This window comes from Dyella silvae (assembly GCF_026421305.1).
Lineage (GTDB): Bacteria > Pseudomonadota > Gammaproteobacteria > Xanthomonadales > Rhodanobacteraceae > Dyella > Dyella silvae.
The window spans coordinates 273,717-290,577 of sequence record NZ_JAPJBQ010000005.1; the positions used below are offsets into that span (position 1 = coordinate 273,717).

Annotated in this window: 13 protein-coding genes; 7 read left to right on the forward strand and 6 right to left on the reverse strand. The window is 64.4% G+C overall.

Annotation, left to right across the window (positions count from 1 at the left end):
• Positions 1-64: 64 nt before the first annotated feature.
• Positions 65-382, reverse strand: coding sequence for a divalent-cation tolerance protein CutA (gene cutA, locus OQE56_RS13900; RefSeq protein ID WP_267225198.1), 318 nt, complete (start codon positions 380-382; stop codon positions 65-67).
• A complete protein-coding gene (locus tag OQE56_RS13905; protein ID WP_267225200.1) occupies positions 382-1,032 on the reverse strand; it encodes a class II aldolase/adducin family protein in 651 nt (216 codons plus the stop codon). Before OQE56_RS13905 ends, cutA begins: the two co-directional genes overlap by 1 nt.
• 351 nt (positions 1,033-1,383) lie before the next feature.
• On the opposite strand from OQE56_RS13905, the gene groES reads away from it, so the two are divergent.
• Together groES and groL are read left to right on the forward strand one after the other, a co-directional pair.
• Complete coding sequence (gene groES / locus OQE56_RS13910; RefSeq protein ID WP_019464457.1) at positions 1,384-1,677, forward strand: co-chaperone GroES; 294 nt, start codon at positions 1,384-1,386, stop codon at positions 1,675-1,677.
• 55 nt (positions 1,678-1,732) lie between these two features.
• The gene (gene groL / locus OQE56_RS13915; protein WP_267225204.1) at positions 1,733-3,376 is read left to right on the forward strand and encodes a chaperonin GroEL; all 1,644 of its coding nucleotides are present in this window, start codon (positions 1,733-1,735) and stop codon (positions 3,374-3,376) included.
• A 232-nt stretch (positions 3,377-3,608) separates the two neighbouring features.
• Here groL and OQE56_RS13920 read toward each other — a convergent pair whose 3' ends face one another.
• Positions 3,609-4,511 carry a winged helix-turn-helix domain-containing protein gene (locus OQE56_RS13920; RefSeq protein WP_267225205.1) on the reverse strand — a complete coding sequence of 301 codons (903 nt, stop codon included), beginning with the start codon at positions 4,509-4,511 and terminating at the stop codon, positions 3,609-3,611.
• A 527-nt stretch (positions 4,512-5,038) separates the two neighbouring features.
• Here OQE56_RS13920 and OQE56_RS13925 point away from each other — a divergent pair.
• The 4 genes from OQE56_RS13925 to OQE56_RS13940 all read left to right on the forward strand — a co-directional run bounded on the left by OQE56_RS13925 (position 5,039) and on the right by OQE56_RS13940 (position 10,098).
• Positions 5,039-6,043 carry a VirK/YbjX family protein gene (locus OQE56_RS13925; protein WP_267225206.1) on the forward strand — a complete coding sequence of 335 codons (1,005 nt, stop codon included), beginning with the start codon at positions 5,039-5,041 and terminating at the stop codon, positions 6,041-6,043.
• Between the two features lie 35 nt (positions 6,044-6,078).
• A complete protein-coding gene (locus tag OQE56_RS13930) occupies positions 6,079-6,597 on the forward strand; it encodes an RNA polymerase sigma factor (RefSeq protein WP_425601631.1) in 519 nt (172 codons plus the stop codon).
• Entirely contained in the window at positions 6,594-7,583 is a 990-nt protein-coding gene (locus OQE56_RS13935) for a FecR family protein (protein WP_267225208.1), read from the forward strand. The genes OQE56_RS13930 and OQE56_RS13935 overlap by 4 nt, the downstream gene beginning before the upstream one ends.
• Before the next feature lie 118 nt (positions 7,584-7,701).
• Complete coding sequence (locus OQE56_RS13940; RefSeq protein ID WP_267225209.1) at positions 7,702-10,098, forward strand: TonB-dependent siderophore receptor; 2,397 nt, start codon at positions 7,702-7,704, stop codon at positions 10,096-10,098.
• A 265-nt stretch (positions 10,099-10,363) separates the two neighbouring features.
• Here OQE56_RS13940 and OQE56_RS13945 read toward each other — a convergent pair whose 3' ends face one another.
• Together OQE56_RS13945 and OQE56_RS13950 are read right to left on the reverse strand one after the other, a co-directional pair.
• Positions 10,364-10,723, reverse strand: a complete 360-nt coding sequence (locus OQE56_RS13945) for a hypothetical protein (protein ID WP_267225210.1) — start codon at positions 10,721-10,723, stop codon at positions 10,364-10,366.
• 231 nt (positions 10,724-10,954) lie between these two features.
• Positions 10,955-12,856, reverse strand: coding sequence for an LTA synthase family protein (locus OQE56_RS13950; protein WP_267225211.1), 1,902 nt, complete (start codon positions 12,854-12,856; stop codon positions 10,955-10,957).
• Between the two features lie 136 nt (positions 12,857-12,992).
• Between OQE56_RS13950 and glnE the strand changes: the two genes are divergently transcribed.
• A complete protein-coding gene (gene glnE, locus OQE56_RS13955; RefSeq protein WP_267225212.1) occupies positions 12,993-15,845 on the forward strand; it encodes a bifunctional [glutamate--ammonia ligase]-adenylyl-L-tyrosine phosphorylase/[glutamate--ammonia-ligase] adenylyltransferase in 2,853 nt (950 codons plus the stop codon).
• 6 nt (positions 15,846-15,851) lie between these two features.
• Here the strand turns inward: glnE and OQE56_RS13960 are convergent, their stop codons facing one another.
• Positions 15,852-16,832: a mitochondrial fission ELM1 family protein gene (locus OQE56_RS13960; RefSeq protein ID WP_267225213.1), complete on the reverse strand. Its 981-nt coding sequence runs from the start codon at positions 16,830-16,832 to the stop codon at positions 15,852-15,854.
• Positions 16,833-16,861: the final 29 nt, after the last annotated feature.

Consider the following 16,861-nt stretch of genomic DNA (forward strand, 5'->3'; position numbering starts at 1 on the left):
CGCGCCCGTGACGCGGGCACCGACAGTCGGGGTGGATTGTCTAGTCAATCGTGCCGAGCAGGGATCAACCCGGGTCGCGCACCCAGTCCAGATACGGGTGATGACCGTCCGTCACCGATACGGCGATCAGCTCCGGCAGCTCGTAGGGATGCAGGGCGACCAGCCGCTCCTTCAGCGCAGGGAAGCGCGCGGCCGTCGTCTTGATCAGCAACAGCTCCTCGCTGTCGGTCACCACCTCGCCTTTCCAGCGATAGGTGGACGCCACCGCGGGAATGCGGTTCACGCAGGCGGCCAGGTGCTCGCCAACCAACGCCTCGGCCAGCTTCTGCGCGCTGGCGACGTCGGGGCAGGTGCAATAGCAGAGCAGGACGGGATCGGACATCAGGGCTTGGTCGACATCAGGCCGTAGTGGGCGAATTTTTCCAGCACCTGTGTGACCTCGCCGTCGGTGAGCAGCACCGGCTTGCCGACCTGCAAGGCCAGGGCGTACTGCCTGGCCAGGGTTTCCACCTCGATGGCGCGCCACATGGCCTGCGCCAGGGTGGTGCCGGTGGCGATCATGCCGTGGTTGGCCATCAGGCAGGCCAGCCGGCCCTCCAGCGCCTGTACGACCGCGTCGGACAGGGCCTGGGTGCCATAGGTGTGGTACGCCGCGCAGCGGATCGAGTCTCCGCCGCCCACGGCGATCATGTAGTGCGCGGCGGGAATCGCCATGCGGCACATCGCCAGCGCGGTGGCATGGGGCGGGTGGACGTGGACGATGGCCTGTACGTCGGACCGGGCCACGTAGATATCGCGATGGAACCGCCACTCACTGGACGGGCGCCGTCCTGGCGCCCATTGGCCCTCGGCATCCACCAGGACGATGGCTTCCGGGGTGATCTCTTCGTAGGGGGTGCCGCTGGGCGTGATCAGAAAACCATTGCCGCAACGGGCACTTAGGTTGCCCGAGGTGCCCTGGTTCAGCCCGGAGGCGGCCAATCGGACGCCCTGGGCCACTAGGTCTTTGCGTAGCGTCAGCTCGTCGCTCACGGGCGTGCATGGCCTGGATGATGGTTCAGGCCGGCATCGTCGTCGCTCCCGTTGCGCCTGTCGATAGGGTCTTCGACCAGCTCGTCACCCCAGTTTTCGGTGGGATGACGGTGCCTTTTGGGGCCTTTCTGAGTGATAACCACCCAATTTTCTACCCGGCGGGCTCTTGAAAGCCCGGCGCCATCCCCCCATTCCAGACGACAGCCATCGGACGGGCACCTGTTGCAGGGGGGCTTTGCGTCGTTAGAATTAGCACTCACCTTCGGGGAGTGCTAACAAAGCGCCAACCCAGGCGCCGCTCCGAGGTCCCATTTTCTTGTTCAACCATCCAACTGAAGCTGGAGCCCACCCATGAGCAAACTGCGTCCGCTGCACGATCGCGTCATCGTCAAGCGCCTCGAAGAAGAGCGCGTCTCCGCTGGCGGCATCGTCATCCCCGACAGCGCCACCGAAAAGCCGACCCGCGGCAAGGTCATCGCTGCCGGTACCGGCCGCATTCTGGAAGACGGCAAGGTCCGCCCGATGTCCGTGAAGGAAGGCGACACCGTGCTGTTCGGCAAGTACGCCGGCCAGGAAATCAAGATCGACGGCGAAGAGCTGGTCTTCCTGAAGGAAGACGACATCGTTGCGGTGATCGAAGGCTAAGCGCCTCTCCCGCATCTCTTCCCATTCAACCGACTCAAATTTAAGGAATTCAAAGATGGCAGCTAAAGAAGTCCGCTTCGGCGAAGACGTTCGCGCCCGCATGCTCAAGGGTGTGAACACCCTGGCCAATGCCGTGAAGGTCACCCTGGGTCCGAAGGGCCGCAACGTCGTGCTCGAGAAGAGCTTCGGCGCCCCGACCGTCACCAAGGACGGCGTCTCCGTCGCCAAGGAAATCGAACTGGCCGACAAGTACGAGAACATCGGCGCGCAGATCGTCAAGGAAGCCGCTTCCAAGACCTCCGACGTGGCCGGCGACGGCACCACCACCGCCACCGTGCTGGCCCAGGCGTTCATCCAGGAAGGCCTCAAGGCCGTTGCCGCCGGCATGAACCCGATGGACCTCAAGCGTGGTATCGACCAGGCCGTCCACGCCGCCGTGGCCGAGCTGAAGAAGCTCTCCAACCCGACCGCTGACGACAAGGCCATTGCCCAGGTCGGCACCATCTCCGCCAACTCCGACTCCGCCATTGGCGAAATCATCGCCACCGCGATGAAGAAGGTCGGCAAGGAAGGCGTGATCACGGTCGAAGAAGGCTCGGGCCTCGAGAACGAACTCGACGTCGTCGAAGGCATGCAGTTCGATCGCGGCTACCTGTCGCCGTACTTCATCAACAACCAGCAGTCGCAGCAGGTTGAACTGGACGACCCGTTCATCCTCATCCACGACAAGAAGATCTCCAACGTGCGCGAGCTGCTGCCGGTCCTCGAGGCCGTCGCCAAGGCTGGCAAGCCGCTGCTGATCGTCGCCGAGGAAGTGGAAGGCGAAGCGCTGGCCACCCTCGTGGTCAACACCATCCGCGGCATCGTCAAGGTCGCCGCCGTGAAGGCGCCGGGCTTCGGTGACCGTCGCAAGGCCATCCTGGAAGACATCGCCATCCTGACCAACGGCGTGGTGATCTCCGAGGAAGTGGGCCTGGCCCTCGACAAGGCCACCATCACCGACCTGGGCCGCGCCAAGCGCGTGGTGATCACCAAGGAAAACACCACCATCATCGACGGCGCCGGCGAAGCCGACCGCATCCAGTCGCGCATCGGCCAGATCAAGGCGCAGATCGAAGAGACCTCTTCGGACTACGACCGCGAGAAGCTGCAGGAGCGCGTGGCCAAGCTGGCTGGCGGCGTGGCCGTCATCAAGGTTGGCGCTGCGACCGAAGTTGAGATGAAGGAAAAGAAGGCCCGCGTCGAAGACGCCCTGCACGCCACCCGCGCTGCAGTGGAAGAAGGCGTGGTGCCGGGCGGCGGCGTCGCCCTGATCCGTTCGCTCAAGGCCGTCGACGGCCTGAAGGGTGCCAACGCTGACCAGGACCTGGGCATCGCCATCACCCGTCGCGCTCTGGAAGCCCCGCTGCGCGCCATCGTTGCCAACGCTGGTGACGAGCCGTCCGTCGTCCTGAACGCCGTGAAGGAAGGCAAGGGCAACTTCGGCTACAACGCTGCTACCGGCGAGTTCGGCGACATGATTGCCTTCGGCATCCTGGATCCGACCAAGGTGACCCGTTCGGCCCTGCAGTTTGCGGCCTCCGTCGCTGGCTCGATCATCACGACCGAAGCGGCCGTGACCGAAGTGCCGAAGAAGGACGAAGGCCACTCGCACGGTGCGCCGGGCGGCATGGGCGGCATGGGTGGCATGGACTTCTAAGTCCACGCCTTTCAGGCATCGCACTACGAGAAAACCCCGCCTTGTGCGGGGTTTTCTTTTGGATGTCCGCAATGTTGGTTTTCCGGCAAGCAGCCGTAGCCAGCGCGTAGTGAAAACTTAGAGATGTTCTGATTTTGCTCGTCATTCCCGCCTTCGCGGGGATGACGGTGGTTGCTCAGACTTTCCTTAGGGATGATCAAACCATTGCGCGATCCGAAAGCGTCGCAGCCTCTCAATCGATAGAAGACTTCATGGCCTTGGTAACCTCGTTGGCGATGTCGTCCTGAATCATCAGCTTGTCGTCCCAGCTGCGGTCGTATGTTTCCGACCAGACGACAAAGCCATCGTCAGCACGCACCAGTCGCGCCGCAACACGCAAGGTGGTGCCTGACTTGCGCACGCTGCCATCGAGCACATAAGCCACACCCAGTGCGTGCGCCACATCGGCAACGGTGAATTGCTTGTCTTTGTAATAGAACGAAGCGGTCGGTGCCGGTACGCGCAAGCCCGGCACCTGGCTGAGCTTGTCGATGAGCTCCTCGGTCATACCGTCTGCGAACGGCTCTTCCTTCATGTCGTCGGTGAGATCAAGAAAAGGCAGCACCGCAACGGACCGGACGTGGGGCTTCGTGCTGGCGGCCGCGGTCGTCCGGGCCGGTGGCGTCTGGCGCGTCAGCACCCAACCGGCCAGGCCGGTGATGGCAAGTACGACTGCCGCCACGATGAGCAGGCGACGCTTTGACGGGCGGGTGCTCTCAAGTGCAGGCCCGTACACAACAGGCTCCGCTGGCGCCGTCATCGGATGGCTGTCGCCCAGCGCTTCGACAGGCGCGATCAGCCGATAGCCGAGGCGCGGAACCGTGGCGATGTACATGGGCCGCTTCGGATCGTCGCCCAGCAGCCGGCGCAATGTGGCAACTGCCTGATACACCGAGTCGGGAGTCACGATGATCCCCGCCCACGCCTCGGATAACAGCTCATCGATACTCACCACCTGCCCCGCACGCTCGGCGAGACAGATCAGCAGCCGCATCATGCGCGCGTCCACCCGCACGACTTCATCGTCTCGCGACATCTGGCCCTTGGCAGGCGTCACCCGCCAGTCACCGATGCAATAGCCCTCGATGTTGTTCATCCGTAACCAACCTTGCCTCGTGAGTACTGCGGGAGTTCGGTGCCTGCCAGAAGGTGCCGTATTGCCGCTCGCGAGTCCAACGACGGTGAAGAGGAAAAGAGGGCAGGGTGCTGGCGCGTAGGCCCGAAATGCACACTCATTCCCCTTTTTCTTTCTGGATCATGCCGGCAGCTGTTGTGAAGGTACGTTACAAAGGGGAGCGTTGGTCTTTCACACGGCCCGGCTGCCGTCCAGGTATCGCAATACGAGAAAGCCCGCCCCGTTTGCCGGGTTCTCTCTTTGACTGGGGTGCCCGTCACCCCGCTGAAAATTCTTTTCCTTCCGCCATTTCCACTTTTGCGCTCCCAAACGTCTTAGCTCATGTCACAGCCATTACGCGGGTCGCGCGAGCCTTGAACGAAAGGAATCTTCAGCTAGGGGAGGAACCTCTGGACGCCGACCTGGTGTTCGCTGCTAGCGGCTGTGCCTACGCGGCACAACGCTCCCTGGAGCGCGAACTACGACTGGCGAGGCCGGAGCGCCCGCGGATGACTGGACAATCGGAGAGAGCTGCCACGGATGGCACCCCACATACCTGGCTGTGGTGGCGGTCGCTGCGCGATCGTCATGATTGGGTAGGCCACCCCGGCCAACGTGCGCTGATGGCGGCGAAGTATCTGGTGCGGGCGGCCTGCGTGCCGCTGCAGCACCAGCGTTTCCTGTCGTTTCTCAACGACCACCCGTTGATGCGGGCTTGCGTGCAGTGCGATCCACGGCTGCACGAGCGGCATCTCCACCGCTTCATCAATCGCTTCTGGCATCGTGAAACGCGGCTGCGCTGCGTGCATGAGCACTATCGCCTGCTGCTGGAGCGATGGCCGGCCGAATTGTTTGAGTACGTCTACGTGCGTGGACGCGCCACGCTGGGTGAGCTGGCCCTGAAGGATGGCAGCGCCTTGCACGTGCATTTGCGTCCGCCCATCCATATGGGGTGCGAAGGCGAGCTGAGCATCGAGTTGAGTGATGCGGATCATCGGCCGTTGTATCGCCTGGTGATGACCATCATCGACGATCACACGCTCGTTATCGGCTGCATCCAGGGTCCGGACGGCGCCGATGCCCGCGAGCAGGTGCGCGCGCTGACCCGCAACCTGCACGGCATGCGGCCCAAGCAGCTGCTGATGGTGCTGGCCTATGCGTTTGCCGGGCAGTGCGGCATCGGACGCATCCTTGCCGTGGGTAAAGACGCGCATCCACTGCGCGGGCGCGATCGTTTTCATGCCGATTACGATGCGTACTGGCAGGAGCAGGGCGGTGTTGCCATCGATGGCGGCTGGTTCCAGTTGCCGGCGACCTTGCATCACCGCACCGAAGCAGAGGTCGAGAGCAAGCATCGCGCCGCGTTCCGCCGTCGCGCTGATCTGCGCTGGGAAGCGGTGCGGCTGCTTGGCAGGGCACTGCGTCCGGTGGCCTGGTGGCGAGACATGGCCGAGGCCGAAGCGGCGTTAGAATCGTGCTCTCCGCTCCAGGAAGTCGTTACCAGAGAAGCATAGTGAACGTGCCACTCGATGCTCCCGGTAACCCGGGCATGAACCTCGATCCAGCCCACGCGCTGCGCATCGCGGACCTGTTCCGCGAGCACAATCGTGCGCTGGTCGCGTTCCTGCAGTGCCGGCTTAACTCCTTGTCCGATGCGCAGGAAGTGGCGCAGGAGGCCTACGTGCGCTTGGTGATGATGGAGCGGCCCGAGCAAGTAGCGTCACTGCGCGCCTATCTGTATCGCGTCGCCTCGAACCTTGCGGTGGATCGTCTGCGCATGCGTCAGGTGCGCGAGGATCACCCGATCGATCCGCCGGATGACGACTTCCATCTGGCGCCCATTCCCGAACGACACGTCGCCGCCACTAACCAGTTGAACGCGCTGCACCAGGCCCTGCGCGAACTGCCTGCGAAGACCGGCCGCGCTTTTGTCATGCACGTTATCGACGGCACCGACATCGGCGCCATCGCAAAGAACATGAAGATCAGCGAGCGCATGGTGCGCTATCACGTTGCCAACGCCCTGACGCACTGTCGGGCGCGGGTGGACGAACCGGAGATGCCATGATGGCGAATACCCTGAACGAACAAACTTTGCGCGCCGCCGCCGATTGGTGGGTGCGTCTGCGCGATCCCGCTGCGACCGAACGGACGACGGAGCAGTGGCTGGACTGGACCGACGAGGATGCCAGTCACCTGGTGGCCTTCGAACGCGTCACCGAATTGGCCGCGCGCCTTGGCGCGCTGGGCGAGGTGACGCGCGCTCGCCTGATGGCCGAATTCGCTCCCGCGCACGTACCGTCGCGCCGCTGGATACCTATGAGCGCTGCCGCGGCAGCCGTACTGCTGGTGGCCGCTGGCTACCTGAGCTGGACCCTGAGCGGAAACCGCGCGACGACGCAGCTCTACACCAGTTCGGTGGCGGCCCAGCGCGACATCACGCTGGACGACGGTTCGCGCGTGTCGCTCGGCGGCGCGACCCGCCTCACCACGCGCTACAGCCGGAACCAGCGTCAGGTGGAGCTGGCGGAAGGCGAGGCCTATTTCGAGGTGAAGCACAACGCCGGGCGTCCGTTCGTGGTGCATGCGGGCAAGCTGACCATTGAGGATATCGGCACGGCCTTCGATGTGCGCCGCACGGGCGATCGCGTCACCATTGCCGTGGCCGAGGGCCGCGTGCGCATCGCCGATGGTGCGGGCGTTCACGACAGCCTTGAGGCCGTTGCAGGTCAGGCCGTGAGCTATGACCCGGCCCATGCCGCCATGAGCGTATCGTCCACCGACCCGGCCCGTGCCGCCGCGTGGCGCGACGCGCGGCTGGAGTTCGACAACGAGCCGCTGTCGGTGGTGGTGGCCAACATCAACCGCTATCGCAGCCATTCGCTGCGCATTGCCGATACTGACCTGCAATCGTTGACCTTTACCGGCACGGTCAAGACCGACGCCATCGACGACTGGCTGCAGGCGCTACCGCAGGTGTTGCCGTTGCAGGTGAGCGAGGTGGGTGGGCAGACCGTGCTCTCCAGCGCTCACCACGCGCCGGTCAATCACTGAGCTTAGTGCGGCGACAGCGTACCGTAAGGCTTCGCCGGCAGAACGCCCTCAAAAGGACGACACAACGCCCATCACGCGTGTCACACTGGCGGTTTTCGCTTGACGAGAAGCGAAGACCATGACGGTGCGCGCAAAACTGCTGCTTGTGAGCAGTCTGGCGATGACGGCGAGCCTGGCAGTGCCAGGCACCGGCATCGCTGGCGCGCGCGCGACAGCGGAAGCGGCGTACTTCGATTTCGCCATCCCCGCACAACCGCTGGCGACGGCGTTAATCGCCTTCGGCAAACAGGCCAACGTGCAGGTGCTCACCTCAGGCAGCACCATTGCGCGCTATCGCTCGCCCGGCGCCACCGGCCACCTGTCGACCGCGGAAGCGTTGACCGCGCTGCTGCAAGGTACGGAGCTCGACTACGAGTTTTCCGACCCCGGCACCGTGGTGGTGATGCCGCGTGCCAGGACGGCGCAGGACAAGAGCAACGCGGCGAACAGCCGCGCGGACGCCAAGCTGCTGACGCCGGTGGTGGCCAATGCGATCGTCGAGCGCAACGCCGGCTTCATGGCGACGCTGTCCAGCACGGCTTTGCGCAACGACGTGGACTTGATCGACGTGCCGCAATCGGTGAGCGTGGTCACCCGCGATCTGATGGATTCGCAGCAGGTGCTCACTGTGGCCGATGCGGTGCGCAATGTGGCGGGCGTGCAATACGTCGATGGCTCGGAAGGCCTGCCGGCGTTCCAGGTCCGCGGCTTTTACACGGGCAGCGGCCTTATCGATGGCATGCCGAGCGGCATTGCCGGGTCCGGCGATTTTCCGCCGCTGGTTGGCTTGCAGCAGGTCGAGGTCTTCAAAGGGCCCCAGTCGATTCTTGGCGACACCAGCGGCAACAACTTCGGTGGCCTGGTGAACGTGACCCTCAAGCAGCCGCAAAGCGAGCCGGTGCGCCAGCTGAATTACACATTCGGCGAACTGGGCGAGACGCAGCTTGGTGTGGATCTGGCAGGGCCGTTGGGTAAAACGCCCGGCCTGACCTATCGAATGGTGGTGTCGGGCGAGTATGCCGATCGCTCGCCGCAAGGCTACCGGCACCGGCGCAGCGCGTACTTCGCGCCGTCGATCGGCTGGCGCGGAAGCAGCACGCAGTTGATCGTTGGTGTGCAGCGCATTCTCAATCGACTGCCCGTTCCCGATCATCAGGTGCTGTTGGGAGACAGTCTCTCCACGGCGACGCCTTTCAGCGTGTTGCCGGGTAACCCGAGCGATTACGCCAGCTACCAGACCAACCGCCTCTATTACCTGCTCGACCAGCAGCTCGGTCACGCCTGGACGTGGCGCAGCCGCGGACAGTACGTGCAGCAGCGCAACGACCAGCAAAGCTGGGGGCTGTATGACCCGGCCATCAATGGCGATGTGTCCGCCTGGGCGGAGGCCTATCGCTACAACGATGCCTACTACTCGCTGCAGAACGATTTCATCCGTGTGTTTGGCACCGGCCCGGTGACGCATACGCTGACGCTGGGCCTGGATTACTCGCGCTCGCGAATCGGACACACCGACGATCTGCTGCATCCGTACGACCAGGGCACCTACAACATCCTCTCCAGTCCGCCACTGCCGCCGGTGTCGGCGGTAGTGCAGGCTGGGGACAATCAGCCGTTGTCAGGTACGCCATGGTCAGTCGACTACGGTTTGTTTCTGCAGGACCAGCTTGCGCTGGGCGACCGCTGGGACATGACGCTGGCGTTGCGCCGCTCCGCTTATCAGGTGGCGACCAACGATTTTGAGGGCAACCCACTGGAGCTACACCGCACGAAGTGGGTGCCCAATGCCGGTCTGGTGTACAAGCTCACGCCTGATATCGCGCTCTACGGCGGTACGGCCAGCGGATTTCAGCCGGTGTCGTATCTGGGGGAGAACGGGCAGCCTCTGGAGCCCGCGCTGTCGCGTCAGCTGGAGGCAGGCGCCAAGTTCAACCTGTTCAACCAACAGGCGCGGCTGACGGTGTCGTTCTATCGCATCATGCTCGACCACAGTTATGTACTGCTGTCGCCACAGCCGCCCAACTTCGCCACGCTCGGTCCGGGCCAGACCAATCGCGGCTTCGAGCTGGAATTTGTCGGCCGTGTGGCGCCAGGCCTGGACATCAGCACCAGCTATACCAACGCGTTGATCAGCAACCACGACGGTACGGCCGCGAGTGGCGCGCCGCGTCAGCGTTTCAATCTGTGGGCCAGCTATTGGTTTCAGGGCGATGCCCTGCGTGGCTGGGGCGTGGCGGCGGGAGTATTGGCGCGCAGCAAGTCGCTGGGCCAGAGCCTGGATTACTCCACTTACTACCACATCCCCGGACAGGCGGAGGTGGGCGCCAATGTGTCCTATCGCACGGATCGCTGGCGCGTGACGCTTGGCGTCAAAAACCTTTTCGGGCGGCGACTGTACCCCGCCGATTTCAGCGAATCGTTCGTGCCGGTGCGTACTCGTAGCAGTGTGCTGCTGTCGGGTACCTACGATCTCTGAGCGTTTGCTCAAAGGCTCAATGGGGTTTCGACTGTTGCCTCGCTGTCATCACGGCGCAGGCCGGAAAGCAGCGCGGGCTGGTGCTCTAGGTATTTCGCGAGGCACCCCACTTCTCCCTCTCCCCTCCGGGGAGAGGGCCGGGGTGAGGGGCGGGTGCTCGCGGCGAGGTAGCGACGAAGCCGCACAGCGCTCTTTGCATGTCCCAACAAAAAAGCCCCGGGAGCGAACTCCCGGGGCTCTTCATTCGGCGTGCTGCGTGTAGCGCTTACTCGCCAGCGGCCGGCTTGGTCACTTCGGTCTTGGTCGCGTCGGTAGCGGCCTTGGCCTTGTGCGTTGCGTGCTTGGCCTTGTGGGTTGCGTGCTCAGCGGTGCTGGAGGCCTTGTCGGCAGCCTTGTCAGCCGTCTTCTCTTGGGTAGCGGCGGTCTTGGTGGCAGCCTGGTCGACCGACTTGGCGGCGGTCTTGGCCGTGTCCTGCGCTGCCGCGCCAGCGGTGGCGCTGGTTTCGGTCTTCATCGCAGCAGCCTCGGTCTTCGCGGCGGCGGCAGTGGTGTTCTGAGCGAACGCCGGTGCCGTCAGCACGGAAGCGGCGGTGACGATGAGAGCGGCAAGCATGGTCTTACGCATATGAGGACAACCTCTCGATGTGTGGATGCCGACGAAGGCGTTGCTTCGCGGCTGGGATTAACGCTAGACGCAGATCACCTTACCGAACCTGAACGAAACCGGCTCCCTTAAGCAAGCAGACAGATCGCTGAATCGGCGCTGCCAGGGCGCGAAAAAACGTGCCGAACCCCGCTTGTATTCCGTGAAAAACGGCAGCCAGCCTCAATTTGTTTGGACGTCCATATGCTGGCGTTACTGGTGGGCGCCGGAGGGGCCCGTGTCGATGACTTCCATGGCGCTGTGTTCGTCGCCAAGGTCCGCGATCTGTATCGCGGGCTTCGGCAGCAAGGCATCGAGCCGGCCCTTCAAGCGCAACAGCGCGACGTGGGCCATGTCCTGGTCGTCCGTTTCGCCGCCATGGTCTTCCGCTTGCGGCGGGGCGCCCGGTGCGCGGGTAAGCGTCGCCAGTTGCGGCGCGATGACCTGGGTGAGCGCGAAATACACATCGTCGCGAACGCCGGCCTGTTCCAGCAGGCGCCCCGGCAACATCCACGACGCCAGTGCTTCGCGCCGGGCCGGCGCGGGATGGCGCGGATCCACCAGCAGCCACGTGCCGGGTTGGCTCAACATGTCCTTGCCATCGGCGAAACCGGTGAGGTTGAACGTTTCGGTGAGCGCAGGCAGATGATCGCCGTAGAACAGCAGCAGGGTGGGGCGCTCGCGGCGGGCCAGTAACGCCGCCAGCCGGCCCAGTTCCTGGTCGGCATGCTGCATGTGATACAGGTAGTTCTGCAGTTCCAGTTTGTTGGCGCCAGTGACGCCGTCGGGTACCGGGATGGCGTTGCGCGCCGCCACGTCGCCAGGCGGCACGTCGTAGGGGCCATGGGCCTCGATGCTGATGGCAAACAGGAACTGCGCCGGGCCGGTGTCTTTCAGTTGCGCCATGATTTCGTCGGTCATGGCGCTGTCGGCCATGTACTGGCCATCCATCGTGGCGTTGGCCGGGAAAGCGTCGCGCGACACAAAGCGATCAAAGCCCATCGCGCGAAACGCCGTGGTGCGATTCCAGAAGCCCGGGTCATTGCCGTGCAGCGCGATCGTTTCGTAGCCATGGGCGCGCAGCGAACGCACCATGCTGGGTACGACACGGTGATTCATCTGCAGATAGGGAAACTGCAGGTCATCGAAGTAGCGCAACGAAAGCCCGGTCAGTACCTCGAACTCGGTGCGGATGGTGCCGCCGCCATACGTGGGTACATGCAACGGGCCGCTTTGGCCCAGAGCCGCGAGGCGATGCAGGTGCGGGGCGAGGTCAATCTGTTCATAGCCCTTCATGATGGAGGGGTCGAAGAACGACTCGCTTTGCACCACCACGATGTCCGGCATGCCGTCCTGGCCGGCAAGCGGCAGTTGCATGCGCTCGCGCAACGCGATGTCGGCGCGCCCGATCAGTTGCTGCGCCGAGGCGGGGTCAGGCTTCTTGCGCGCGTTTCCCTGATGCAGGTGGAACATCATCAGCGAACTGACCAGGCCGGAGTGCTCCGCCGTGGCCGAGGCGGACCAGGGTTCGTGCCAGAGATACCTGCCGCCGTAGATCGTCATCCAGCCCGGCATGCCAGTGAACAGCGTGCCCAGCAAAGCGAACAACGCCAGGCCGGACACCAGCCGCTTGCCGCGTGTGCGCCGCGCCAACATCGGAGGCTCTATGCGCCAGGCGACCACGATGACAGCCACCGCCACCATCAGTGCCAGATAAGGCCACGGGCTCGCCGGCAAATAACTGCCCAGCAACGTGAGTCCACCCCGGCGCAACTGCCCGAGCATGCGGAAATCGGCGGGCATCAGTGGCGTGTTGAGGTTGCGAACCTTCAACGTGTTGATGGCGTAGACGAGGGTCTGCGACAGGAAAGCCAATCCGAACGACAGCAACAGGCGCCTGCTCAACACCAACAGCAACGCAGCAAGCAACAGGCCAGGCAGGGCATTGGCAAACAGGAATATCGGCTGGCTCAGTGCTTGCGACGGACCCACCCCAACGCCGCCGTCGACCAGGCCGGTCAGCAGCGTGAACACGATCGCCGATAGCGCGAGCAGCGCCAGGCGAAAGGGCAAGGAACGCGCGCGGAGCGCGGACGGCGTTGTTGACACGGTCATGGCATCCGGCCGCAGGCTGTCATGTCTTGGACTCGGGACTGTAACGGGCCGGATCTGAACCAATCGTGGGCGATGCCCGGGGGCGCATAAGCAACGCCGGTCGGCAGGAATAGAGCTACTGCGGCACAATGCCCAAATGACTGTTCTTACCAGGCCCCAGGAATCCCCGGCGCTTCGTGCGCTGATCGACGATCGGTACAGCGAGTTAGCCGCACGTTGCCGGCAGATGGGCGTGCCGCTGCACGACGACGCCGGTGTGGCCGAGCGCATCCGCCGCACGCTGTTGGCCAGTGACTTCGCTTTCGACACCTGGTTTCGGCAGCCACAACTGTTGGCACCGCAAGGGCTGGAGCGGCTGCGTTCCGGCAGTGATGCCAGCGCCCGCATCGAGGCGCTGAAGCTCTCGGATGACGAGACAGTCTGCTTTACCGAGCTGCGCCGTTTCCGTCATGCGGAAGCGTTGCGACTGGTATTCCGCGACGTCAACGGGCTGGACGAGTTGCCGGAAACCTTGTCGGCCACCAGCGTGCTTTATGAGGTATTGCTTGCTGCCGCACTGGGTTGGTCCGAGCGCGCGCTGGCCGTGCGTTATGGCCATAGCCGCAGCCATGATGGCGCGTTGCAGCGCATGGTGGTGGTGGGCTTTGGCAAGCTGGGTGGCAGCGAGCTGAATTTTTCTTCCGATATCGATCTGGTGTTGGCGTACCCGCACAGCGGTCAAAGCGACGGCGCGCGCTCACTGGACAATAGTGAGTACTTCGTGCGGTTGGCGCGGCAGCTGGTGCGCCTGCTCAACGAACCGACGGTGGACGGTATTTGTGCGCGCGTGGATCTGCGCCTGCGGCCCTTTGGCAACGCCGGACGGCTCGCCTTGCCGTTCGCCGCGATGGAGCAGTACTACCAGAGTGAAGGCCGCGACTGGGAGCGCTACGCATGGATCAAGGCGCGTCCCGTCGCCGGTGACCGCAACGAGGGCAAGCAGCTGCAGGAAATGCTGCGCCCCTTCGTGTATCGCAAGTATCTCGACTACACCGCGTTCGCCGGCCTGCGCGAAATGAAATCGCTGATCGATGCCGAAGTGGCACGTAAAGATCTGGCCGATAATCTCAAGCTCGGTCCGGGCGGCATTCGCGAGATCGAATTCATCGTGCAGCTGGTGCAGCTGATTCGTGGCGGCCGCGAACCCAGTCTGCGCGTGCGCGGATTGCTACCGGCGCTGACGGCGTGCGAGGCACGTGGCCATATCAGTGCGGTGCGCGCTCGTGCGTTGCGCGAGGCCTATATATTCCTGCGCCGCGTGGAGAACCGCGTGCAGATGCTGCGCGATGCGCAGACCCACGATATTCCCGAAGACGCGCTCAGTCGCGAACGTATCGCGTTCGGGCTGGGGCATGCGTCGTGGGAAGAGCTGGAAACCGAACTGGCGCGGCATCGTGCGCACGTCAGCGAGGAATTTGCCGATGTATTGATGCCCCAGGGCGGGCGCTCGGCCAGTGCGCCCGTCGAAGACGTCACGCTGTGGCAGCAGGCTTGCCGGGAAACGCTGGATGCATCCGTCATGGAGAGCTCCGGTTTCACGCCGGGTGCCGAAGCCGCCGAGGCGTTGCAGAAACTGACGCAGGCGGCGTCCGTGCGAGCCATGTCGCAGCGTTCGCGCGAGCAGCTCGACCGCCTGATGCCACAACTGCTCGCGGTGGCGCGCAACAGCGTGGCTCCAGGGGCCTGCCTGCTGCGTCTGTGCCGGCTGGTGCAGGCCGTGGCGCGGCGCTCCTCCTATCTCGCGCTGCTGGAAGAGCAGCCGGCGGCGCGGCTGCGCCTAGCGCGGCTGTTTGCAGAAAATGCCTTCCTTGCCGAGCGCGTCATCGCCCAACCATTGTTGTTGGACGACGTGCTGGATCCGCGTATCGATCAACTTCCGCTCAAGCGCGCCGACATCAGTGCTGAAATCACGCGCGTGCTGGCGACGCTGGATGAGCGCGAAGCGGAAGCGGAGCTGGAACGGCTTAACGAGTTCAAGGCCAGTGTGGCGTTTCGCCTGGGCCTCGCTTTCAGCGACGGCCGTGCCGACGCCGTTGCCACGGCGCGACGACTCGCGGTGCTGGCCGAATCGATTGTGCTGGCGGTGACTGCGCTGGCCGAGCGCGAGCTGGTCGCACAGCATGGCCGCTTGCCCGGCGAGGGCAATGGTTTCGCCGTGCTTGGCTATGGCAGCCTGGGTGGGGAGGAGCTGGGCTTCGCCTCCGATCTCGATCTGGTGTTCGTCTACGACAGCAAGCGCGCGCATCTGATGAGCGACGGCGCGCGACCGCTGGAAGGTTCGCGCTGGTATCAGCGTCTTGCGCAGCGCGTGATGAACTGGCTCACCGTGCTCACCCGCGCAGGCCGCTTGTACGAAGTGGACACGCGACTTCGCCCCGATGGTTCCAAGGGTCTTCTGGTGAGCAGCCTCGATGCCTTCGAGGGTTATCAAAAGAGCCGTGCCTGGACCTGGGAACACCAGGCCCTGTTGCGCGCACGCCCCATCGCCGGTGATGCGGCGCTACACACCGAGCTCGCCAAGGTCCGGCGCGAGGTGCTGGCCGTACCGCGTGATCGTGATGCCGTGCTGCAGGAAGTCAGCAGCATGCGTCAGCGCTGGCGTGCCGAACGCGATCGTTCCGATGCGCACCAGTTCGATCTGAAGCAGGGCGATGGCGGCTTGCTCGACATCGAATTCGCCCTGCAAGGACTGGTGCTGGCTAATGCCGCCGCCCACCCGGCGCTGCTCAACATCACCGCCAACGCCGGGCTGATCGAAGCCTGCCGCAGCGCGGGCCTGTTGACCGGTCAACAGGCTGGTCTGTTGGCAGAAGCGCATGGTGTGCTGTTGCATCGCGCGCTTGCCTGCACGCTGGATCTGCGCTCGCGCATCGCCCCACGCGATGACGAAGTGGAGCGCCTGCGCAACAACACAAGAGACGTGACCACCGAACTCGGGTTCGCGTTCTGAAGAGTGTTAGTCCACGCGTGTCTGCCGCATCGCGATACGACTGCGCAGCATCTCGGCAATAGCCGCTGTTTCGCGCAGCGGTTCCGCAGGTGGTGCGGCGATGGTGTCGAGGGCATGCAGCCGCCCGGCGTCGCGTAGCGCCCGGTGAAACCGCTCCAGTTTTTCTGGGAGTGGCGCCACCACGAGGGTGTGCACGGGGCAGCCCACGGCGCACGCTTCCGAAAGCATGTTGACCGAATCGGGCGTGACCACCAGCCGGTCGGCCCAGCCGAGCACACCCGGATAGGGATTGCTGCCATCGTCGTATCCGGACCAGACGAGACCGGGCACGTCCGCGAATCGCTGGCGCACCAGGGCGGTCAGTTCCGCTGGCGTGCGCCGCGATGCGAGCGCCAGCAGGCTGCCGCCTTCCGCGCGTTGACGGGCCAGCAGGCCCTCGCACAACAGCTCTATATAAGCGGCGTCGAAAGGGATGCCTTTGCGCGGACCGCCCAGCAGCACACCGACAAGCGGGCGTGGCAGGTCGGCAAGGGCGGGGTCGGCATCGCGGCCGTCTTGCAGCCAGGCGTCGTCCACCGGGTTGAGCGAACCTAACGGCTGAATGACGTTGGGGCCGGTGCGGCCGTCATGCCGTGGGGCGATCACCGTATCCCAATGCCGGGGATCGATGCGTGGATCGAGAATCTGCACGGTATAGGTGTGCCCGCGGCTGAGGGCGCGGAGCACGCGGGTATACAGCGCCGAGGCACGTCCGCAACCGATGGCAACCGAGGGCCAGGGTGGCGCGAACTGCTGCCGCTGCGTGGCGGTCAGAGCCAGGCGGGCGCCCCATGCGAGGCGCGGCGACAGCCAGGACCAGGGCGCGCCGGGTTCCAGCTGCAGATGGCGCACCGGCATGTCCAGCAGGTTGGCCAATGCCAGCGCCTGGCGCTGGTTGCCCGCCGCGCCGTCGGTGATCACCCAGCAGTCACCCTGCAGCTTCAGCATAGGGGCTGGGCCGGCGGGATTGTTTCCCT